The 21,259-nt window shown below is 59.8% G+C and carries 17 protein-coding genes; 6 read left to right on the plus strand and 11 right to left on the minus strand.

The genetic code is table 11. The annotated features are described in order from the left end of the window. Position 1: 1 nt before the first annotated feature. The 6 genes from FMN63_RS14415 to katG form a co-directional block, all read right to left on the minus strand. Positions 2–1,045, minus strand: a complete 1,044-nt coding sequence (locus tag FMN63_RS14415; protein WP_148584647.1) for a class I SAM-dependent methyltransferase — start codon at positions 1,043–1,045, stop codon at positions 2–4. A gap of 57 nt (positions 1,046–1,102) precedes the next feature. Beyond that, entirely contained in the window at positions 1,103–1,675 is a 573-nt protein-coding gene (locus FMN63_RS14420; RefSeq protein WP_209001119.1) for a GDYXXLXY domain-containing protein, read from the minus strand. Next, positions 1,672–3,033, minus strand: coding sequence for a DUF2157 domain-containing protein (locus tag FMN63_RS14425; protein ID WP_209001120.1), 1,362 nt, complete (start codon positions 3,031–3,033; stop codon positions 1,672–1,674). Before FMN63_RS14425 ends, FMN63_RS14420 begins: the two co-directional genes overlap by 4 nt. Positions 3,034–3,481: 448 nt before the next feature. Next, on the minus strand, positions 3,482–6,121 hold the full coding sequence (locus FMN63_RS14430; RefSeq protein WP_148584648.1) for a DUF3141 domain-containing protein: 2,640 nt from the start codon (positions 6,119–6,121) through the stop codon (positions 3,482–3,484). A 12-nt stretch (positions 6,122–6,133) separates the two neighbouring features. Continuing rightward, on the minus strand, positions 6,134–6,895 hold the full coding sequence (fabI, locus tag FMN63_RS14435) for an enoyl-ACP reductase FabI (protein ID WP_148584649.1): 762 nt from the start codon (positions 6,893–6,895) through the stop codon (positions 6,134–6,136). Between the two features lie 272 nt (positions 6,896–7,167). Further along, positions 7,168–9,339: a catalase/peroxidase HPI gene (gene katG / locus FMN63_RS14440; protein WP_148584650.1), complete on the minus strand. Its 2,172-nt coding sequence runs from the start codon at positions 9,337–9,339 to the stop codon at positions 7,168–7,170. A gap of 251 nt (positions 9,340–9,590) precedes the next feature. Between katG and FMN63_RS14445 the strand changes: the two genes are divergently transcribed. Then, positions 9,591–10,514 (plus strand): hydrogen peroxide-inducible genes activator, encoded by a 924-nt coding sequence (locus FMN63_RS14445; protein WP_148584651.1) that lies wholly within the window; start codon positions 9,591–9,593, stop codon positions 10,512–10,514. Positions 10,515–10,543: 29 nt separating this feature from the next. Here FMN63_RS14445 and FMN63_RS14450 read toward each other — a convergent pair whose 3' ends face one another. From FMN63_RS14450 to FMN63_RS29395, 3 genes are all read right to left on the minus strand, one after another. After that, positions 10,544–11,722: an MFS transporter gene (locus tag FMN63_RS14450; RefSeq protein ID WP_209001121.1), complete on the minus strand. Its 1,179-nt coding sequence runs from the start codon at positions 11,720–11,722 to the stop codon at positions 10,544–10,546. Positions 11,723–11,859: 137 nt separating this feature from the next. Beyond that, positions 11,860–12,525 carry a class I SAM-dependent methyltransferase gene (locus tag FMN63_RS14455; RefSeq protein ID WP_148584653.1) on the minus strand — a complete coding sequence of 222 codons (666 nt, stop codon included), beginning with the start codon at positions 12,523–12,525 and terminating at the stop codon, positions 11,860–11,862. Positions 12,526–12,671: 146 nt separating this feature from the next. Further along, positions 12,672–12,818, minus strand: coding sequence for a hypothetical protein (locus FMN63_RS29395; protein ID WP_153297099.1), 147 nt, complete (start codon positions 12,816–12,818; stop codon positions 12,672–12,674). An 85-nt stretch (positions 12,819–12,903) separates the two neighbouring features. On the opposite strand from FMN63_RS29395, the gene FMN63_RS14460 reads away from it, so the two are divergent. Then, on the plus strand, positions 12,904–13,818 hold the full coding sequence (locus tag FMN63_RS14460; RefSeq protein ID WP_148584654.1) for a LysR family transcriptional regulator: 915 nt from the start codon (positions 12,904–12,906) through the stop codon (positions 13,816–13,818). A 61-nt stretch (positions 13,819–13,879) separates the two neighbouring features. Here the strand turns inward: FMN63_RS14460 and FMN63_RS14465 are convergent, their stop codons facing one another. Together FMN63_RS14465 and FMN63_RS14470 are read right to left on the minus strand one after the other, a co-directional pair. Next, positions 13,880–15,514 carry a tetratricopeptide repeat protein gene (locus tag FMN63_RS14465; RefSeq protein ID WP_148584655.1) on the minus strand — a complete coding sequence of 545 codons (1,635 nt, stop codon included), beginning with the start codon at positions 15,512–15,514 and terminating at the stop codon, positions 13,880–13,882. A gap of 221 nt (positions 15,515–15,735) precedes the next feature. Next, a complete protein-coding gene (locus FMN63_RS14470; RefSeq protein WP_148584656.1) occupies positions 15,736–16,644 on the minus strand; it encodes an alpha/beta hydrolase in 909 nt (302 codons plus the stop codon). Positions 16,645–17,232: 588 nt separating this feature from the next. Here FMN63_RS14470 and FMN63_RS14475 point away from each other — a divergent pair. The 4 genes from FMN63_RS14475 to FMN63_RS14490 all read left to right on the plus strand — a co-directional run bounded on the left by FMN63_RS14475 (position 17,233) and on the right by FMN63_RS14490 (position 21,240). Continuing rightward, the gene (locus tag FMN63_RS14475) at positions 17,233–17,937 is read left to right on the plus strand and encodes an AAA family ATPase (RefSeq protein ID WP_353619221.1); all 705 of its coding nucleotides are present in this window, start codon (positions 17,233–17,235) and stop codon (positions 17,935–17,937) included. Between the two features lie 266 nt (positions 17,938–18,203). Next, complete coding sequence (locus tag FMN63_RS14480; RefSeq protein ID WP_148584658.1) at positions 18,204–19,160, plus strand: HlyD family secretion protein; 957 nt, start codon at positions 18,204–18,206, stop codon at positions 19,158–19,160. Then, entirely contained in the window at positions 19,157–20,095 is a 939-nt protein-coding gene (locus FMN63_RS14485) for an ABC transporter ATP-binding protein (RefSeq protein WP_148584659.1), read from the plus strand. The genes FMN63_RS14480 and FMN63_RS14485 overlap by 4 nt, the downstream gene beginning before the upstream one ends. After that, positions 20,092–21,240: an ABC transporter permease gene (locus FMN63_RS14490; protein ID WP_148584660.1), complete on the plus strand. Its 1,149-nt coding sequence runs from the start codon at positions 20,092–20,094 to the stop codon at positions 21,238–21,240. Before FMN63_RS14485 ends, FMN63_RS14490 begins: the two co-directional genes overlap by 4 nt. Positions 21,241–21,259: the final 19 nt, after the last annotated feature.

The following is a 21,259-nucleotide window of genomic DNA, read 5'->3' on the forward strand; positions in this document are numbered from 1 at the left end:
CTTATCGTGCTCCCTTGCCCTTGACGGCACGGATTACCTTGTAACCGCCCTCGTCGGCGAGCTGTTTCACGTCAGCGAAGACTTCGCCCAGCGTATGCTCGTAGGGAAGATGCCGATTGGCCACCATGAAGAATTCACCGCCCGGCCGAAGTCCGCGGGCAGCGGCTCGGATGAAGCCCTGACCGACATCAGCACGATCAGCCTTGCCGGCCTGGTGGAACGGCGGATTGGAAACGATGAAGTCGTAAGGCCCTTCGATGCCCTGGGTCACATCCGACCAGATGCCGTTCATCGTTCTGAGGCCCTTGAAGGCAGCCAGGTTCTTTTCGGCAAGATCCAGCGCACGCTTTTCCGCTTCGTACAGATCCATCGACGTGACCTTGGGGGCTTTCTCGAAGACGGCACGGGTCAGATACCCGAAGCCCGCTCCAAGATCCGCACCCCTGCCCTTGAGCGTTGCCGGCAGTTGCTCGGCCAGAAGTCTGGAAGCCGGGTCGATCCGGTCCCAGGCGAAAATGCCCGGCCGGCTGACGAAAGCACCGTCCAGCACGGGCCGCGGCGCATCGAGCGCCTGCCATTCGGCGAGAAGTGCACTGTTCTGGCTGCCATCGGACACTTCACACCAAGCGACGCGGCACTTGTTCTTGGTCATTTTTTCAGCGCTGCCCAGAAGATCCTGAAGATCGCTTTCCAGCGTCTTCGCGCCTTCGGTGTTGGGCGCGCAGGCAATAACGAGGCCGCCGGGACGTGTCTTGGAAACCGCACGGGCAAGCTGTGCTCTTGCTTCCTGCCGCTGACGACCGGGCAGAACGAAAACAGCGTCAAAGCCGTCCTCTTGCGTTTCCGCTTCGGCCTTCAGCCCAGCCTTTTGCAGCGCGTTCCGGTCTGGTGCAAAGCTCTGTTCGCAAACCAGATCCGCGTCCGCAAGCGCTGCCAGCGAACGCCCAGCCCTGGCGCGCAGGAACAGGACGCGGCTCTTTTCGGCAAGCTCTATGGCCCCGGTTTCAAGAGGCAAGAGAAGGGTATCGAGCGCGGGATCGGACATGGAGGTCTTTCAGACGGGTTTCAGCTGACGCGCTCATACCGCCAGAATGGCCAGACGTCAAAAGATCGCATCGGACCGGAAGGCCTTTCCATCCACCAGAAGGTTCACCGGCAGTGAGCGGCCGTCTTCGGTAACAGCAACTTCCAGCAGGATGCGTGACCGGTCCATGCGCTCGATTTCAAGCCCTTCGCCCTCCGGCAGGAAAAAGGCGTCGATGCCGTAGTCAACCCGTATCTCGTCCTCGAGCACTGAGCGAACGGTGCCGGCAATGGCCAGATCGCCAGCCTCTGCTCTTTCCCGCGCAATCAGGACCGGTACGGCTGCACCTGCCCCTTCGGATTTCAGACCGACAAAGACACGATCTCCCGACCGGAACTTGTCAGCCCCTGGCACCGTCTTGGAGATGGTGCCGATCGCCAGATTGATCACCACATAGTCGCCCCGCAAGAGATCTCTCGGATCGACCGGCACCACGGCAAGCGGTACAGCGGTTCCGCTGTGTTGAACGCTTAGCCTGTCGAACAACGGGATCGATAGGAGGCCTAGCTGGATCAGCGCGAGAAGCGCCCAGCGCAGCCATTGTTTGCGGGACTGCGATTGTGAGGAAGATGTTGCGGCTGACGAGCTCATCCCTGCATCTCCTCCGTGACGTTTTCCTGAACCGGCGCTCGACCGCTCCGCCGCATCAGGCGCGCCAGCCAGAGCGCCATCCCGAGCAGCACGAGACCTGCGACAAGGAAGAACAGCGACTGCCCCAAAAGACTGCCGATGGTGACCTGGAGAAGCCAGAGTGCGACCGCAGTCAGGCCCAGATAGGCGCAAAGCATCCAGAACCTGTTGTTGTACCAGGTGCCCAGCGCGCAAAGGCCGATTAGCGCCGCCAGAACGAACGCCGCCAGCAGGAGGATATTTGCCGTCAGGAGCGGCATCAGCACAGCCACCAGTGCGAGACCGGTTGTTCCGAATAGCGCGCCCGATTTGGCAGTCTTGTAGGAGAGCAGCAAACCGGTCACCAGCAGAACCATGGCAACAGCCAGCGGCACCAGAGCCGGCAGGGTCGCAAGGGCTTTCAAGTCTGGGTCGTCCGAAACCTCGGGAACGAGGACCAGAGCCAGAACGATCAGCACGGACAGAACAAGAATGCCGACATCCTGAAGCGATCTTGCCATCAGCCAATGCCCATGACGGCGCATCGGCCGGTCGCTGGACCACTTCACGAAGAGATCGGCAACGGGATCGATAAACATCATCGCCGCCGCCATTCCGCCTGTTCCAGCCAGGAACATGGCGACGACGATGTCGTCGCCGGAATTCAGCAGATCCGCCGTTTCACCGAACCAGCGGCCATAGGTCACCCAGAGCAACGAAATTGCTGCCCAGCGCGAAATCCGCGCTGGATGCACGACCGGATGGGCGAACACCGCTGCCAGAAGGAGAAGTCCGATCAGATCTTCCATGAGCGGCGCCGCTCCGAAATCGGAGCGCGTGACCTGCCAGGTGATGGCAGCACCTGCCGCGACGATCAGCGATGTCTTCGAACCTGTCAGCCAGGCAGCGGCCAACGCACCGAGGCAGACAAGGAAGGCGCCACCGGGCCAGTCGGTGGGCAGGTGAAAGATCTGTCCGATCAGCGCCATGCCTCCGAGGAAGACCAATGTCGCAAAACCTGTTGCAAGATCAGCAATGCCCTTGCGCCCTCTTGAAGCGGCAAAGGCAGCCAGACCGTTGCTTGCCACGACAAGCAGTGCAATGCCGACAAGCTTCACTGACTTGGGGATCGCGCCCCAGTTTGCCGCAATGAATGCAAGCAACGCCAGGGCCACGCAGACCATGCCTATTCCGGCCAGGGCCATGGGCAGGCGCGACCGGCCGTCGTCCTGGTCCTGCTCCTTCAATATGGCCATTGCGCCGGCAGAACTCACCCAGCCCCTTTCGACCCAAAGTTCCAGGTCGTCCTTCAAGCGCTTCTTATAGGCCCAGTCGAACATGCGGCTCCGCCAGTTGTCTGTTCATTGTCTCGTCGCAGCAAAGACGTCTCTTGCCGGAGGCGCCGAACACACCGGACAGGAAAGCGCCGGCATCAGCCGGACATCCGGACTACGAGACAATGTGTTTCAGACCAGAAGTAGGCATTCGGGAAGCGAATAGGAAGTTCAGGCTTCGCTCCCGCGCCTAAGCGTAGCAAAAATCCAATGAAAACAGCGTTCGAAAATTTCCTGTCGAAATCTGAGGCGCAGGCAGCGCTCCGACGCTTGTGAGCAGGCCCGATCTTGCTATGCTCACCGGACGAAATCGGCGGTTGGAATTCGGCGGACAACCGTGACGGACCGCCTTCGCCTGCCAAGCGAAGCATCGTTTCAGATCAGAGCCAAACTCCAAAAACAATTCCAGGGGGGCTCTGTGGGGGCGTCCGAGAGGCCCGGACGCCCCCTCTTCTCATTCAGCAGGTTCTTGCGGTTTCTTCGCAGTGCTGCGGGGTTTGCGTGAAGCGGCTGTCTTGCGCGCAGGCGCCTTGCGTGTTGCAGGCTTGCGAGGAGAGGATTTGCTGGGGATCACCTCAGCGGAGGCTGCCCGTGCTGGTGAGGCCTGCACCGGTGAGGCTTGCGACGGGGTCTTGCTCTCCGCCTCTTTCAGGGCAGCCCTTGCGTCTTCCTTGCCGGACTCGACCGGCACATCCGGCACCGCCAGCGGATCTTCCAAGATATCTTCCGAAACCTGCGGCAAACCCAGCACCTCGTGGAACTGTTGCAGGATTTCCAGCGTATGCGGTGTCATTTCGTCTATCGCGCCGGGGACGAAGCGCACAACCTTTGCGGCGAGTGCTCGTTCTTCCGGGGTTTTTAGCAACTTGGGCAAGGTTTCGATGGCCAGTTCCGGTGCGAATTCGACGATCATCGTCTGTTCCTGAAGAATGAAACTGCGTTCGTCCGCTGTCAGCGACTTGAACGGTTCATCCTGCGTCAGAACACGGGCAGACCTTTCCAGACGGTCGCGGCGGACATTGCCCCGGCTGTCGGCGAGCAGGATCAGCATCCGGATGACCGCTTCGCAGAAACCACCTTCCTCGATATGCATCAGGGCCGCCTGAACCGGCGGCAGGCTGCGCAGTTCGTCCTTGCGCTTCAATGTCCGGCCCGGTTGCTTGCTGCGGCCGAACCAGCGCATGTAGGGTGTTCCCCATATCGAATAGAACAGGTTTTCATAGGCGGTGTCGCGCAGATCGCGATAGAGATCCATGGATTGCTCGATCAGGGCAGCATTGACCTTTTCCAACTCCACAAACGGATTGCCCGCAGATGCCGGTGACCTTTCGTTTCTGGCCCTCTCGGCAATGCCCGGCAACCAGCCGAGAGCCGGATTGAGGCTGGAGAAGAGCGCGCGCTGCATTCTGAGCGGGTGGCTCTTGCGGCGCAGGTCCGCACTCTGCTCTGTCACGAAAGCCTGGACGAAGGGACGCACGCAGACATCGTAGAATTCAGCTTGCTGTTCCGAGGCACGGGAGACGGCAGCGAAGGGAATTTCATCGTCCCGACCGTCATCGATCTTCGTCAGGTCTTCCATCTTGCGCTCGTGGAAGCTGACGGTGAATTCCCGTTCAAGAAGCGGGCCTTCATAGTCATCGATGGTCATTTCATAGAGCCCCGGCGCCAGCGCCTCGATTGTCTTCAGCGTCGAGGTGACTTCCGTGTGCTCCTTCTTGGCGATCTTCGAGGACACGAAAATACCGAGATGCCCTACCTGTTCATGGATCATGTAGATGATCCGCTGCCCGCGAATGGCGATTTCCCGCTCGTCGGTGTAGGTGTCGATGATCCAGTTGAGCGCCTGCTGCGGCGGGGTGATGTTATCGCCGTAACTGGCGAACACGATGATCGGCGCCCGAATGTGCTTGATGTCGACGTTGCGGCCGGGCTCAAGCTGCGCCTCGTTCTTGGAAAGACGGTTGCCGACGAAGAGTTGCTCGACAATCCATTTCATCTCCGCTTCGTTGAGCAGGAAATACCCGCCCCACCAGCGTTCGAACTCCAGGAAGCGCTTCGGCTCGGTGTCGACCTTGGCGTAAAGATCGTAATACTTGCCAAAGTAGTTCCGGGCCGGATTGAGCAGCTCGAAATTCTGCACGATGTCGGCACCATCGAAGATGCCGTGGCCGAGGTCGGAATAAAACATGGCGTTCCATGTGCCACCCAGAACTCCGGCGTTATAGCGCATCGGGTTTTCGCCAACGCGGCCGGACCATGTTGACACAGGTGCGCCGTTGAGGATGACCGGCCCGGTCAGATCCGGGTTCGTTGCGGCCAGCAGCATGGTTGCCCAGCCGCCCTGGCAATTGCCGGTGACCACCGGATTTGGCGCTTCCGGGTGCAGTTCCATCACCTTGCGGACGAAGGCCGCTTCGGCATGGGTCACGTCTGCCAGCGTCTGGCCCTTTTCCGGCATGCGTTTGAAGGCCACGAAGTAAACCGGGTGCCCGTCATGCAGGGCGACACCCACCTGGCTGTCCGGCTTGAAGCCGCCGATGCCCGCGCCATGCCCCGCGCGCGGATCGATGATGATGTAGGGCCGTTTCCAGGGCTTGGGATCCCGGCAGGGCAGATCTGCAGGCGGGATGATTTTCAGCAGCATGTAGCAGCTGGGGCGAGGCAGATCGGCCCCGTCCAGCACCAACTCATAATCATAAATCAGAACAGGCGGACATCCGGCTTCTTCGTGATCCATGAAGTTATCGCCGCGCTGGCGCAGCGTATCCATGGTGAGAACCGTGCGCTGGGCGGCGTCCTGCCAGTATTCCTCCCATGCCTTGAAAAGAGAGCCGGTTTCCTGCGCGCCCCCCAAGGCCTTCATGGCCTTTCCGAACTCGGAGACGCTCTCCTGCCAACGGCTCTTGTGGTCGTCGGAAATCCTGGTCAGGTGCTTGCTCAGCCCCCTGCCCATCAGTTCTGCCAGGTTAGACAGCTCCGTCGCCTGCGCCTGCAGGGCCGTAAACCGCTCCGAAGGCCCCCATGCGGTCGCATCGTGCAGCGACTCCAGAAATTCGTTCTGGCCTTTTTCGAGCGCGTCAAAAATGTCCTTCATCAGGACCTCCTATCAAAGAATGCTGTAGCCACCGTCAATCGGATGCACGGTACCGGTGACGTTGAAAGCCTCCCGGCTGGCAAGAAAGGCGGCGTAGGCCCCGACATCGTCGATCGTGGCCAGATGATGTGTGGGCGCGCGTTCTGCCGCGTCGTTCAGCAGCGCGTCGAATTCGGCAATGCCGGATGCAGCCCGGGTCTTGAGAGGACCGGGCGACAGCGCATGAACCGAGATCCCCTTCGGACCGAGTTCGGCTGCCGCATAGCGGGTTGCCGCTTCCAGCGCGGCCTTGACCGGCCCCATGACGCCATAATTTTCAACCACCCTCTGTGCGCCCATGAAGGAAACCGTCATGCAGGTTCCACCATGAGGCATCAGAGGCTCGGCGCTCCTGATAAGCCGCAGGAAAGAGTGGACCGACACATCCATGGCCAGTGAAAAACCATCCGACGAACAGTCGATCACGCGGCCATGCAGGTCTTCCTTTCTGGAAAAGGCAATGGAATGGAGCAATGTATCGAGACGGCCCCACCGGGCTTCGATCTGGGCAAACAGCGCCTCCATCTGCTCCGCGTCGCTCACGTCCAGGGGTGCGATGATTTCGGCATTCAGCTGTTCGGCAAGTGGCCTCACGTAGGCTTCGGCGCGCTCATTCAGATAAGTGATCGCCAGATCGGCACCCTGCGCACGGAACGCCTTTGCGCAGCCATACGCGATGGACTGTTCGTTGGCGACGCCGACAACCAGGGCCTTGTGACCCGTCAAATCAAACATGTGCGCACTATTCCCGAAACTCAGAACCGGCAGCATTGAAGAAAACAGGCCGGTCACCACACTTCGCTGTTTCAAGCGCAACCTGAAACTGCTTCGCAGTGCAACATAAACCTTGTGACGGAACAATGACCTTTTCAAGGTTGTAGGGGTTACTGCTGATGCAATTCTTCTGCTGCGACGCAAAAAAGAGCCCTGGACGAAGGACCGAAAAGAAAACGGCGCCCCGGAAAATCCGGGGCGCCGCCAAATGTTCTGAAGTGCCTTGGCCTTTGTTAGCGCAGATCGAACCGGTCTGCGTTCATCACCTTGGTCCAGGCTGCAACAAAGTCCTTCACGAACTTCTCGCTGTTGTCGTCCTGGGCGTAGACTTCCGCATAAGCCCGCAGAATGGAATTGGAGCCGAAGACGAGGTCCGCGCTGGTTGCGGTCCACTTCAACGTGCCCAACTGCCGGTCACGCACTTCGTAGGTGCCGTCGGCAGCCGGATGCCAGCTGTTGTCCATGTCGGTCAAGTTCACGAAGAAGTCCGTGGTCAGAGCGCCTTCACGATCGGTGAAGACACCATGCTTGGTGCCGCCATGGTTCGTTCCCAGCACGCGCAGGCCGCCCACCAGGACAGTCATTTCAGACGCGGTCAGACCCAGCAGCTGCGCACGGTCGAGCATCATCTCTTCCGGGCTGACAGCATATTTTTTCTTCTGCCAGTTGCGGAAGCCGTCTGCGAGCGGCTCAAGAACGTCAAAGGACTCCCCATCCGTCTGCTCGTCGGTCGCATCGCCGCGGCCCGGAGCGAAAGGAACAGAGACGTTGAAGCCACCTGCCTTGATGGCCTGTTCCAGACCGACGTTCCCGGCCAGAACGATAACATCGGCGATGGATGCACCGGTCTCTTTTGCAATCGGCTCGAGCTTGGCCAGAACCTTTTCCAGACGGTCCGGCTCATTGCCTTCCCAGTCCTTCTGCGGGGCAAGACGGATACGCGCGCCGTTGGCGCCGCCGCGCTTGTCGGACCCACGGAAGGTCCGGGCGCTGTCCCATGCGGTTGCGATCATCTCTGCAGCGGACAGACCACTGTCGGCAATCTTGGCTTTCACGGCGTCCACATCGTAGGAGGTGGAGCCTGCCGGGATCGGGTCCTGCCAGATCAGGTCTTCAGCCGGAACATCCGGGCCGAGATAGTTGACCTTCGGGCCCATGTCGCGGTGGGTCAGCTTGAACCAGGCGCGGGCAAAGCAATCGCGGAAATAGGCTTCATCAGCCATGAACTTCCGGCAGATCTCGTTGTAGACAGGGTCCATCTTCATGCCCATGTCCGCATCGGTCATCATCGGATTGCGGCGAACCGACGGGTTGGAGGCATCAACCGGCTTCTTGTCTTCCGGCATGTTGACCGGTTCCCACTGCCATGCACCCGCCGGGGACTTGCGCAGTTCCCAGTCGTAGTTGAACAGGTAGTCGAAGTAGCCCATGTCGAACTGGATCGGGAATTGCGTCCATGCACCTTCGATTCCGGAGGTGAAGGCGTTGGCGGCCTTGCCGTTCTGATCCGGATTTGACCAGCCTAAACCCTGAGACTCGACGTCAGCAGCTTCCGGCTCAACGCCGATACCTTCAGCAGTGTGGTTACCATGGGCCTTGCCGACGGTGTGACCGCCACAGGTCAATGCTGCGGTTTCCTCGTCGTTCATCGCCATGCGCTTGAAGGTCTCACGCACATGGGCTGCGGTCCTGACCGGATCCGGCTGCCCGTTGACGCCTTCCGGGTTGACGTAGATCAGCCCCATGTGGATCGCCGCAAGCGGGTTCTCCAGGGAGGTCGCATCGTCGGCGTTCTCGAAACGGTTCTCGACCGGCGCGAGCCATTCCTTCTCAGACCCCCAGTAGACATCGGTTTCCGGGCCCCAGATATCTTCACGGCCGAAACCGAAGCCGAAGATTTTCAAACCCATGGATTCGTAAGCCATGCTGCCGGCCAGAACGATCAGGTCGGCCCAGGACAGCGCGTTGCCGTATTTCTTCTTCACCGGCCACAACAGACGGCGCGCCTTGTCGAGGCTGGCATTGTCCGGCCAGGAGTTCAGCGGGGCAAAGCGGATGTTGCCGGAGCCCGCGCCACCGCGGCCGTCCTGCATGCGGTAGGAGCCGGCGGAATGCCATGCCAGACGGATCATCAGTCCGCCGTAGTGACCCCAGTCAGCCGGCCACCAGTCCTGGCTGTCGGTCAGGAGTGCGCGGACATCGGCCTTGACTGCTTCGTGATCCAGACCCTTGACCGCTTCACGATAGTCGAAATCGGGGTCCATCGGGTTGGTGCGTGCACCGCGCTGGTGCAGGATGTCGAGGTTCAACGCATTCGGCCACCATTTCGTCACCGGCTTGTCCATCGACGTATTGCCGCCGTGCATTACAGGACAACCGCCTGTCTTTTCCACCTTAGCGTCCATAACTCTCTCCACTGTCATCTGAAACGTTCGATTATTCGGGCGGCGTGAGACGCCCGTGATGTCCGCAGACTCTAACGAGCCCGGGACAGATCGGTTTCCTCAAATCTCCCAAAATTTTCGCGCTCGGCAGAAGTCCGGCGGTGCAAGGGGGGTGTTTGCTTGCCGCCAGATCCTGTTGAGCCCCCTGACGCTAGCAAAGCCAATCTATCAGAGGAAGTTGAATTTTCTGATAAGTTCAATAAGTTCATCTTATGATCAATATTACCCTCAAACAGCTGCGCTATTTCGAGGCGCTTGCCCGTCACGGTCACTTCGGCAAGGCAGCCGAAGCCTGCGCCATTTCGCAGCCCGCGCTGTCCATGCAGATCAAGGAAATGGAGGAAGTGCTCGGCGCCACCTTGTTCGAACGCGGGGGCCGTCAAATCCGGCTGACGCATTTTGGAGAGATCGCCGCCGACCGTGCCCGCGACATCCTGCGGTCGGCCGAGGAATTGGGCGACCTTGCCAGGGCATCGCGCGACAGGCTTGTGGGGCGGCTTCGGATCGGCGTCATTCCGACGATCGCGCCCTATCTCCTGCCGAGCGTCGTCGGCGCCTTGACCAAAAGCTATCCGGAGCTGGACATTCATGTGCGCGAGACCGTCACGCCAAAGCTGATCGACGAATTGGACGATGGCCGCCTCGACACGGCAATCGTGGCTTTGCCGGTTTCCGAAGCCACCCTCGCCGAGACCGCCCTTTTCAGCGAGCGCTTCGTCCTCGTGCGTTCGGCGCGCGAGGCAAATGCGCCGCTGCCGAACGCCGACAGCCTGCGCGAAATGCGCCTTCTGTTGCTGGAGGAAGGCCATTGCTTCCGTGATCAGGCCCTCTCCTTCTGCAATCTGCAATCCGGCCCGCCGCGCGAAGTACTCGACGCAAGTTCACTTTCGACGCTTGTTCAGATGGTGAGCGCGGGCATGGGTGTGACCTTGATCCCGGAAATGGCCGTTCCCGTGGAAACCCGCTCCGCATCGGTGGCCATTTCACGGTTTGAAGCCCCCGAACCGACCCGGACCATCGGCATGGTCTGGCGGCGAAGAAGCCCTTTGGCGGGCCAGCTCGCGGAAATCGCGGAGATCGTCAGGCGGTCAGCCGAAGGATTGACGGCTCTACGGGAGCAGCCGGCCATCAGTTGATCTGTCGCCAGCCCGCGCCTCAAAAAGTCTCACGACTGCGTAGCGGCGCGCCGAAACGTCATCACCCCCAGTAACGCCATGGCGGCGGCAAGGCCAAGCAGAACGGCTCTCGCGTCATCTCCGGCTGCGAACAGGGCAACGATCAGACCTGCCAGCGGCTGTGACAGATTGTTGAGGCAGATGATTACGCCGGTTGTCTTGCCGAATTCCTCCGGCGGTATGATCTCCTTGCGAAGGGTGCGCACATAGATGTTGAACATCTTGTCGAACCCGGCAATCAGCAGGAAACCAGCCGCATAGATCAGCGGATGGGCCCCGAGGCCCGTCAGCACGGCCCCGGCGCAAATCAAGCCGTAGGCCGTGACACCAAGCGTCTTCAGGCCGAGCGCAACGTGAGCCGTCAAGGTCAGCACGGCGAGCGTCGCAAGCGCTCCACCGACCTGGAGCCAGGCGTAGACCTGCTCGCTCTGACTGAAAAACCCGGTCATCATGGCAGCTGCCGTTGCCAGCGTGGCCCCGATGATCAGATTGACCCCGGCCGCCTGCAGGATTGCGCGCGTCAGACCGGGCAGTGTCCAGACCAGCATGAGCGCATGTCTGAGGTCCGCCACCGGATGACGGGACACGCGTGTGGTGGGGGCCGCTTCCATGCGCGCCTGTCCCGGCCAGAAGTGGAAGGCAAGGTCGGCCAGCACGAACAGGACCGTTGCCAGCACGACCACCGCCTGCCAGGGCCAGAACGCCATCAGGTAGGCCGCCACGAGCGGCCCCAGCACGACGCCCATTTGCGAGGCGAGCTGGCCATAACTTGCCACTTTCTCGAACCGTTGATCGGAAAAGGCGCGCACCAGCACCATTTCCAGCGCAAGCATGCCTTGTGTCGTGAAAACGCCGACCACGGCGGAAAGCCCGATCAGCCACCAGACGCCACCGAACGCAAGCTGACCGGCAATGCCGGCGACGCAGGCCACAGCCCGCAGAATGCGGCTGATGCGCAGGAGCAGGATGGGCGAAAACCGGTCGCTCAATATGCCCGCGACAGGAAAGGTCAGGTAGCGCGGCAAGGTTTCGAAAAAGAAGGCCAGGCCGGACCAGCCAACATCACCGGTGATCTGGAAAATAACCAGCGGCACAAGAAAGAGCAAAATCTGATCGGCCAGGACCGTGAGGAACATGGACGCGAAAAAGGCGCGGTCGCGGACGAGCATTTTCAGCTTTCAAGGGAGATTTCGTGACGAGGTAAATCACACCTAGCACTGGCACTCCCGCTCCGCAAGTTGCCGCTGCCCGCCAATTCAATCGATTAAACCCAATACCTGAGACTCTTTTCGAGCGTTCTCCCGCTTCAGAGTTTCCGTGCGACGACGAACCGGCTGAACGGAGCGGGATAGGTTCCTGTCTCGATGATTTCGAAACCGGCAGACCGGATACTGTCTTCCAGCGTTTCGAAGGAAAGGATACGGACAAACGGCGCCTTGCCGACAAGTTGCATCAACTTGATGAGAGGAGCGAACAGCCAGGCCCGTCTTTTCAGGCAAGCGGTTTTGGAGATGTAGAGACCGCCCGGTTTCAGGAGCTGGTGGATGCGCGACAGGGTATCTTCGGCATTTTCCACCAGATGCAGGAAATTGAAGGCAAGGATGGCATCGTAGCCTGTTTCGCCCGGCTCGACCCTGTCACTGAAGACATCAGCAACTGCAAACCTCAGACCTTGTGGAGCATCCTTCGCATCCGGCCCATCTTTCAGTTTTGCCTCCGCGATCTCGATCATGCCGCTGGCAAAATCCGTGGCGAGATAGGACCTTACACTTCCAGCCAGAAGGAGTGCGGTTGTCCCGGTGCCGCAGCCAAGTTCCAACACGCCATCCTGTGGCCCCAGATGCGCCCTGGTCCGCTCCAGCGTCTTTTCATAGGCGTCCTGATTGCGGATGGGAGACGCGGCATATTTAGTCGCAATCTTGCTCCAGAAGCCGGCGGAAGACGGCACGTCCTTGGTCCATGTTGTCGCCATGGTCGATGTTCCATTTCTAACAGATTAGCGGAGATGCAAACGGCCGACGGACTTCGGAACCGACTGCGAAGATGACAGCCGGCACACATGTTCACCTGCCTCGAAGAAGCTTCGAAACACCGGCTGTCCGAAGCTTCTGAAACCCGCTATTTCTTCTTCTTTCGGCCGCCGCGCAGGCCGAGGTCATGAAGAATGTCACGGCCGATATCGCGGCCGCCAGTGGGTGAAGCCAGAAACTCCAAAACCGAAAGAACCATATTTGCCAATTGGATCATCAAAGATGACGGGTTCATTGGCGTCTCCTTTCGAAAAGAAATGTACGCCCTTCAGAAATGAATGAGAATTGCCGAAATCTGGCTAGTTGATATACGTATTTGCATGAACTGGCAGACCATCACATTCGACTGGAACCAGGCCCGCGCCTTTCTCGTGACGGCGGAGGAAGGCTCCCTGTCGGCAGCGGCCCGTGCTCTCGGGCTCACCCAGCCAACACTCAGCCGGCAAGTGGCCGCGCTTGAAGAGACGCTTGGCGTGACGCTGTTTCAGCGGGTTTCCAAGAGCCTCATCCTGACAGAAGCGGGCATCGAGCTGGCCGATCATGTGCGCGCCATGGGCGATGCCGCCAGCAGGGTTTCTCTTGCAGCATCCGGCAAGTCGCAGCAGGTGGAAGGGCTGGTCACCGTTTCGACAACCGATCTCATGGCAGCTCATGTTCTGCCCGGCATTTTACGTGAATTGCGCGAGAAAGCACCGGGCGTGGAAGTGAAGGTGCTGTGCACCAACAGCCTGAGTGACCTGCGCCGACGCGAGGCCGATATCGCCATCCGTCATGTGGAACCTGACCATCCCGACCTTTATGCCCGCAAGCTGCGGTCCGCCCCGGCCCGCATCTTTGGAGCCAGATCGCTTGTCGAGCAATTCGGCCGCCCGTTGACGAGAGAAGACGCCTCTGATCTCGATTTCATCGGCTTCGACAACAACGAAGAACTTGTCGGCTACCTGCGCGCCTTCGGGTTGAAGGTGACCGAAGCCAATATCCGCCTTGGGTCTCCCAACGGGGTTGTCGCCTGGGAATTTGTCCGTCAGGGCCTCGGTCTCGCCATCATGGCAGACGAAATCGCAGCGCGTTTTCCCGAGATCGTTCCCGCCTTTGCCGATATCGAACCGATTTCCTTCCCGATCTGGCTGGTAACCCATCGCGAGCTCCACACCAGCCGCAGGATCCGCGTCGTGTTCGATCATCTGGCCGAGGGGCTGCTGAAGGTGAAGCCGTCTGTGGTAGCGCCCCTGTAAGCCCTCAAGCTGACGCTTTTCTCCCATGACCGGAAAGCAGTGGATCAGCGTTTGGCCCAGCTCACGCCGCCTTGGCGCGGCAGAGGCAACTTGCGCGAATGGGGATGTCGGCACGTGCGATCGCCTGATCAAGCAGCAGCTTCACATGCGGCAGCTCGACCTTCTCCGAACGCCGGACAAGACATTCATGCAATCCGTGCAACGCCCACACATTTCGCGGATGCTGGCTTGGACGCGGCAATTTACCGTCCAGGCCAAGGTCTGCACGGTAGACTGCTTCAGCTTCCTCATACTCGCCGGCTTCCATCAGGAGTGCACCCAACGCATGGCGGGTCGGCTGTGGCCAGGACCATGGCTCCTCGTATTGAAGACCGTCGTCCAGATCGACGGCGTTGCGCAGATGAGCAAGGCCTTCTTGCTTCCGTCCAGCCTTGAAGGCAACTTCGCCCTTCATCATTTCCTCGGCAACCGCAAGCACGTCCCGTGCGGTGTTGTTGAAGAGCATGCGAGTGTCCGGCACTTCCGCGTAGGCCGCCGTGAAATCGGCCATGGCAGCCAGGGCCTCCTCATGACGGCCGAGATTGGCCAGAGCGATGGCCTTTGCGTAATAGATCAGCGCGTTGGTCGTGACATAAAGTTCCTTGTCCGCGGGCTGCTCAAGCTCAAGGATCTCCGACCACATTCCGAACCGGATGAAGACATGCGGTGCGGCGGCAACGAACGTTTCGAAGACATCCGGGTATGACCGAACGACTTCGTCGGGCACCTCGTCGCGCAGCCGCTCGACGGCCTCCACCGCGGCGGCTTTCCTGCCAAGAAACATTGCGCCGTAAAACGCGAAATGCAGATTGTGGATCCGGTACAGCGCATAGAAATTTGCCGGGCCTGCATAAGCCTTGAACTTGTCGTCAACCTTGGCTGCGGCGAGGTTGCGATACAGCACATTCTGGTAGTCGCCGCAAAGAACATCGATATGCGTTCCCATATGCACCAGATGGCCCGCATCCGGCACCAGATCCTTCAACCGGTCGCCATGGCGCAACGCCCTTTCAGGGTGTGGCGACATTTCCATCAGGTGAATGTACATGTGCAGGAGCCCCGGATGGTCCCACGCAGCCGGTGTCCGGTCAAAAGCTTGTTCCAGAACGGCGACCGCCTCGGTCGTTGAAGCTTCCGGGTTCGGCACGCCCGTGTGAAAGTCCCACAATTGCCAGGGGGTGCGGTTCATCAAGGCCTCTGCATAGAAGCACGCGACATCCAGATCATCCCTGTTGGCTTCGTAGACGGGTTTCATCGCTTCGGCGAAGCCATCGTTGAAGGGCTGATAGTCTTCGATTTCCGGATCTGTGGGATATCGCGACGCCAGAGCCTCGATCAGCGCTCGCTCCACCGGTTTGGCCTCCTTCAGCGCCCCTGCAGTGGCAAGCGCGGCGTGAGCACGTGCCAACGCGGGCCCCTTTTCCTCCGGCGTAAAGATTTCCCAGGCCTTGTTGTAATTCGGACCGATACCGTAAGCGATGCCCCAGTGAGCCAACGCACATGCCGGGTCGGCCGCCACCGCCTTCTCGAAACAGACAATCGCCTCTTCGTGATTATAGGCAAAAAGCCAGATCAGACCGCGGTCAAACCAGACTTGCGCAGCCGGTACGGCCGTCACCGCACGCGAATAGTGGCCGAGATCAAAATACTCCGACATGATAATTCCCCCTGATACACAGCTCCATCTCAAGGATCGCGGCTGACACGCCGACGGCGGTTTTCAGCCTCCTTCCAGGTGACGGGCGTTCGTGCCTCAAGGGGAATTTGAAGCCAAAAGTTACGTCAGGGCAATCAGAAAAGCACTTCAAGTATCATCTGGCACTCGGCAGATCGTTTCTCCCGAACCACTATCTGTCCTGAACAGCACTGAGCCCTCGCCTACCCCAGCATCCAGTTGAGTATCAGGCGCCAGTCCGTCATGCGGATGGGGGTGCCGTGGGTGCCGGTGTCGAACAGGGTGAATTTGATCGGGTAATTCGGTGCCTTGGTCTTGATCTGCTTGAAGAAGTTCGCCTGGTCTTCCCAGTTGTAGACCTGATCCAGCGTCCCCTGCCCCATGTAGATCGGCACATTGCGTCCGAGCGCCCCTGAAGACAGGAAATTGGGGTCTTTTGGCGAGCCGAGCAACAGGATGCCGGAGAGCATGCTGGCGTAATTGGCGTTCTTCACCAGGTTCCAGCAGATGATGCCCCCCATGGAGCCGCAGGCAACCACGACCTTGGCCTGGGGCGACAATTGCTTTTGATACTGGATCAAGGCTGCCACATCCGCCGTGCCGCGCTTGTCGAAATTCTTTATGTCGACCGTCAGATAGGCACCGCCGTTTCTGACCATCAGGTTCTGCACGCGGTTGAAATTGCCGCCGAAGGAGACGTCGTTCATGCCCTGAAAGCGGTTTCCGCCCTGCCCGTGAATGTAGATCACGATGGCTTTGGCGCCGCCCTTCCATTTGCCGGTGCCCATGAACTCGACAACCCGGCCATTGGCTTTCAGTTCTCCGCTGCCCCGGCCACGCTTGGGTTTGTAAGAAACGTAATTTCCGTAAACCCTGCGCTCATCGACCTCGTCGCGGTCACGCAGGTCCCGCTGCTTGGAGTATTCGACGACGATGAAGTCGCCATCGTAGAGCGTTTCGCTGACCTTCTTGTATCGGAACAGCCTGTCCTTGTAAGGCTTCAGAGCCTCGGCCTGGGCGAAACCTGCCGTCCACACATACGCCAACATCCCGCAAAGCAGAAGTTTCCGGATCAAGCAGGCCGGGCGGGAGTTGAAAAATCGATGCAGCATATGGCGTCCTTCGAGGCGCGGATCGAAAATACAAGTCTGGTCCCAAAGCATCTGGCGTGCAATTCACCGCAGGCAAGTGCCTGGAACACCATGAGACCGGTCAACCAGCGGCAGGCAACCGATTCAGGGCCCCCTTTCCGCATCGACAACCTACGCGGCACCCAGGGCGCATGCAATCGGTGGCCGTTCAAAAACGAGCGGGCTTTCATGCCGTCCCAAATCGCGGACGGCCAGGACGATGCCGAATGATCAAGACCGCTTCGACAGCTCCCGGTACTGACGCAACGAGGGCTGTCCCGGGATCCCTGCAAATTGTGCCAATGCATTTCACGCGTCTTTATCCACAAATCCTAACGCGCGTTGAATAAGTCAGCTGCAAAATGCGAATTTAAGGATTTGGTAACCATAAAAATCCAAGACTGCCAGACAGATAAGCCTGAAAAAGGTCATCGGCGACACGAGCGGATTGAAACCGGAACACACTGAAACCCGCTGACAGATCGCTTAAAGGTGTTGGAGCTGCTTTGTGCACGCACTCGCAGACGCAAGTTGCTCCAGACAACGCTCGGCAAGGTCAGGAGAACCCAGATGCCAGTCATTTCCTTCGCAAACGCAAAGGGCGGCGCCGGAAAAACCACGGCGGCCCTGCTGCTGGCGACAGAAGTCGCGGCACGGGGAAAACGCGTCACCATCTTCGATGCAGACCCGCAGAAATGGATCTCGAAGTGGTACGAGCTGCCACGCAAGAGCCCGGGCATCAACGTTATCAGCGAAATCTCACCGGCCTCCATTACCGAGCAGATCACGCTTGCCGCCGAGACCTCCGACTACGTCATCGTGGATCTTGAGGGAACGGAAAACCTGATCGTCGCCAATGCGCTGTCGGTGTCCGATCTGGTGGTGGTACCGATCCAGGGATCTTCCATGGACGCACGCGGTGGCGCCAAGATCCTGACGCTGATCAAGAAGCTTGAAAAAATCGTCCGTCACGACATCAAGCATTGTGTGGTTCTGACCCGGACCAACGCCGCCGTGACGACCCGCGCGATGAAAGCGGTGCAGGATTTCCTTTCGGCCCAGAACATCGACGTGCTGATGACCCCGATTGTGGAGCGTGCCGCGTTCCGTGACCTTTTCGAATTCGGCGGTGGTCTCTCCGGCCTAGACACAACCGTTGTGTCCGGTGTCCGCAAGGCGCGGGAAAACGCTTCGCTTTATGCAGCGGAAATTCTGGAACGGGCAATCTCCGTCCCCAAGAAGCGCTGGTACAACGTGTTCAAGCGGGCGAGCTGACCCCGGCGGATCATTGCCATTACCTGAGAGGCTGCGTGTCAAATCGCAGCCTTTTTCGGTTTCAGTGGAAGACAACCAGACCGCATTTCTCTGCCATGCGAACCGGCAGTTCATCCGGGACCCTGACGCGACGATGAGCCCCTCGCCTCTCTCAGCCAGCCGTGGCACACGCGTTTGAAGCAGTTTATGGTGACGTAAGGGCGTGGCCGCATAGCCTAAGGCAATGCCCCTCTTGCTGCATGCCGTTGATCCACTGAGAGGAATTCATGTTGACAGCTCGTGCTCACGCCTTTCTCGCAGCCAGCCTGTGCCTGTTTGTTGCCGGCTGTTACGGCGAAGAGGAGAATGTTGCCCTTGGAAATCTGGAGCGCGACCGGGTCGCCCTGACGGCGACCGCCAACGAGGTTCTGGTCGAGCTGCCCGTTGCCCAAGGAACATTCGTCAAGAAGGGAACCGTGCTGGCTCAGTTGGACCCGGCAGAACAGCAGGCAATCGTGGCACAGGCAAAGGCGGAGGTGCAGAAAGCCAAAGCCAATCTCGTAAAGCTTGAAAACGGAGCTCGCGAAGAGGAAATCGCCAAGGCCCGCGCCGCTGTTGCCGGTGCGAAGGCGGAACTGGAGGACGCGCAGGCCTCGTTCGGACGCTACGACGACCTGACTGGACGCGGAACCACCAGCCAGGCACAGCTCGACAGCGCCAAGGCTGCGCGCGATGCAGCCGACGCGAGCTTGAAAAGTGCACAAGAACAATTGAAGGAGCTTGTGGCGGGGACACGACCGGAAGACCTCGATATAGCCAAGGCCGAGCTTGAAGCCGCGCAGGCCAGTCTTGCGACGCAGGAAAAGATCCTGTCGGACCTCACCATCACCGCCTCGCGAGACGGCACTCTCGATAACCTTCCCTGGAACCTTGGAGAAAGGGTGACCGCCGGCAGCCCGGTTGTGGTGATGCTGGCCGGCGATGCGCCCTATGCCCGCGTTTATGTGCCCGAGCCGCACCGGATCAAGGTCAAACAGGGTGACAAGCTGGAGGTGCGGATAGACGGCCTCGACAAACCGGTTGAAGGCACGGTGCGCTGGATCAGCTCCGAAGCTTCCTTCACGCCCTACTACGCCCTCAACCAGTCCGAACGGGCCAGGCTGATGTATGTCGCCGAGGTGCAATTGCCCGACAGCGCCAAAGATCTGCCAAACGGTGTACCGGCCCAGGTCGTCCTGCCGTGAGCTCAAGTGGTAGCGACATCGTCATCCGGGCCAAGGGCCTGGTGAAGAGCTTCAAGGGGTTCCGGGCGGTTGACGGACTGGACCTGACCATTGAACGCGGCATGATCTACGGCTTTCTCGGCCCCAACGGCAGCGGCAAGACCACAGCCATGCGGATGCTCACCGGGCTTCTGACGCCAACGGAAGGAACCGTTGAAGTGCTTGGGCTCTCCGTCCCCAAGGATGCGGAGACCCTGAAGTACAAGATCGGCTACATGACCCAGGCCTTTTCGCTCTACGGTGACCTGACGGTTCTGGAGAACCTGACCTTCATGGCGACGATCTACGGCCTGCCGTCGAAGCGAAAGAAACAGCGGATCGCCGAGGTTATGGAGCGCTACGAACTGACTGACCTCGGCAACCGCTTTGCAGGCAAGATGTCCGGCGGCCAGCGCCAGCGCCTTGCCCTGGCCACCGCTGTTCTTCACGAGCCGCAGCTTCTGTTTCTGGACGAACCGACCTCCGCCGTGGACCCGGAATCGCGCCGCCACTTCTGGGAGCAGTTGTTCGACCTGGTCGACGGTGGCACCTCCATAGTCGTGACCACCCATTTCATGGATGAAGCGGAACGCTGCCACAAGATTGCGATCATGGAAGCAGGCCAGAAGCGTGCTGACGGAACGCCCAAGGACCTGATGGCCGCAATGGGGGCCAATGTCGTGGAAATCGAAGGCCCCAACCTGCGCGAGATCCGCCGTCGATTGCTGGGAACGAAGGGCATCATTACCGCCGCCCAGCTCGGTGCCCGCCTAAGGGTGCTGGTGCGCGAGGATATAGCCGATCCGGAAGCGTTTCTGAAGAACAAGGACGAAACCAACGGCGCGAGCCTGATCGAAAAGGTGCGCCCGACCCTGGAAGATGTCTTCGTGACCGCGACGGGAGAAGGCCGCCAATGATGAGATCACTCTCCCGCATATCCGCCATCTTCCTCAAGGAACTCAGCCAGTTGCGCCGTGACCGGATGACATTCGGCATGGTCATCATGATCCCTTTGATCCAGCTCATCCTGTTCGGCTACGCGATCAACACCAACATTCGCGATATTCCGGTTGCTGTTGTCGATCACAGCCAGACCGGGCTGAGCCGCATTCTGATCCAGATGGTGGAAGCCACGCGTGTGGTCAGGGTGACCGAACGGCTGACAAGCATCGAAGAAGCGGAAACGGCCATCAAGGCCGCGCGCGTGCGCGCTGCCTTCATTCTGCCGGCCGATCTCTCCCAAAGGGTCGCCCGCTCGCCTGCCGCCAACCTCGGCACCCCGCCGTCCACGGATGAGGAAACCAGCCGGCCCGTCGCCCAATGGATCGTCGACGGCTCCGACACCATGATCGCAGGGGCCATCAAGTCCCTGCGCAACATGCCTCTGGCCGAGTTGAACCGGCAGGCACCGAACCGGTCGACGCCCACCTTCGAGGTTGCCCTGTTCTTCAACCCGGAACAGCGTACCGCCATCAACATCGTGCCCGGCCTTGTCGGCATCATCCTGACCATGACCATGATCATGTTCACCTCAGCCGCCATCGTGCGCGAACGCGAGCGCGGCAACATGGAGATGTTGATCAACACGCCGGTGCGGCCGATCGAGCTGATGATCGGCAAGATCATTCCCTATATCTTCATCGGCCTGGTGCAGACCGTGATCATCCTGGGGCTTGGCCACCTGTTGTTCAACGTGCCCTTCGGCGCCAGGATCGCCGATCTCTTCGTCGGCACTCTGCTCTTCATCGGCGCCAGCCTGTCTCTGGGCCTCGTGCTGTCGACCATTGCCCAGAGCCAGTTGCAGGCCACGCAGATGACCGTCTTCGTCCTGCTGCCGTCCATCCTGCTGTCCGGCTTCATGTTTCCCTACGAGGGCATGCCGGTGATCGCGCAGTATATTGCCGAGGCATTTCCGGCGACGCATTTCATGCGCATGATCCGTGGCTTCGTGCTGCGGGATGCCGGGCTAATGGAGCTGCACCGCGATGTGCTGTGGATGTGCGGGTTCTTCGTTCTCGGCATGATCGTCGCCGCCTTCCGCTTCAAGAAACGGCTTGATTGAGGAATGTTTGGCCCCGGTG

The sequence above is a fragment of the Stappia sp. BW2 genome (assembly GCF_008107695.1).
Taxonomy (GTDB): Bacteria; Pseudomonadota; Alphaproteobacteria; order Rhizobiales; family Stappiaceae; genus Roseibium.

Excerpts from the sequence above, each read along its gene's own strand:
- FMN63_RS14415 (WP_148584647.1), bottom strand. The coding sequence starts at position 1,045 with ATGTCCGATCCCGCGCTCGATACCCTTCTCTTGCCTCTTGAAACCGGG.
- FMN63_RS14420 (WP_209001119.1), bottom strand. The coding sequence starts at position 1,675 with ATGAGCTCGTCAGCCGCAACATCTTCCTCACAATCGCAGTCCCGCAAA.
- FMN63_RS14425 (WP_209001120.1), bottom strand. The coding sequence starts at position 3,033 with ATGTTCGACTGGGCCTATAAGAAGCGCTTGAAGGACGACCTGGAACTT.
- FMN63_RS14430 (WP_148584648.1), bottom strand. The coding sequence starts at position 6,121 with ATGAAGGACATTTTTGACGCGCTCGAAAAAGGCCAGAACGAATTTCTG.
- fabI (WP_148584649.1), bottom strand. The coding sequence starts at position 6,895 with ATGTTTGATTTGACGGGTCACAAGGCCCTGGTTGTCGGCGTCGCCAAC.
- katG (WP_148584650.1), bottom strand. The coding sequence starts at position 9,339 with ATGGACGCTAAGGTGGAAAAGACAGGCGGTTGTCCTGTAATGCACGGC.
- FMN63_RS14445 (WP_148584651.1), top strand. The coding sequence starts at position 9,591 with ATGATCAATATTACCCTCAAACAGCTGCGCTATTTCGAGGCGCTTGCC.
- FMN63_RS14450 (WP_209001121.1), bottom strand. The coding sequence starts at position 11,722 with ATGCTCGTCCGCGACCGCGCCTTTTTCGCGTCCATGTTCCTCACGGTC.
- FMN63_RS14455 (WP_148584653.1), bottom strand. The coding sequence starts at position 12,525 with ATGGCGACAACATGGACCAAGGACGTGCCGTCTTCCGCCGGCTTCTGG.
- FMN63_RS29395 (WP_153297099.1), bottom strand. The coding sequence starts at position 12,818 with ATGAACCCGTCATCTTTGATGATCCAATTGGCAAATATGGTTCTTTCG.
- FMN63_RS14460 (WP_148584654.1), top strand. The coding sequence starts at position 12,904 with ATGAACTGGCAGACCATCACATTCGACTGGAACCAGGCCCGCGCCTTT.
- FMN63_RS14465 (WP_148584655.1), bottom strand. The coding sequence starts at position 15,514 with ATGTCGGAGTATTTTGATCTCGGCCACTATTCGCGTGCGGTGACGGCC.
- FMN63_RS14470 (WP_148584656.1), bottom strand. The coding sequence starts at position 16,644 with ATGCTGCATCGATTTTTCAACTCCCGCCCGGCCTGCTTGATCCGGAAA.
- FMN63_RS14475 (WP_353619221.1), top strand. The coding sequence starts at position 17,233 with ATGCCAGTCATTTCCTTCGCAAACGCAAAGGGCGGCGCCGGAAAAACC.
- FMN63_RS14480 (WP_148584658.1), top strand. The coding sequence starts at position 18,204 with ATGTTGACAGCTCGTGCTCACGCCTTTCTCGCAGCCAGCCTGTGCCTG.
- FMN63_RS14490 (WP_148584660.1), top strand. The coding sequence starts at position 20,092 with ATGATGAGATCACTCTCCCGCATATCCGCCATCTTCCTCAAGGAACTC.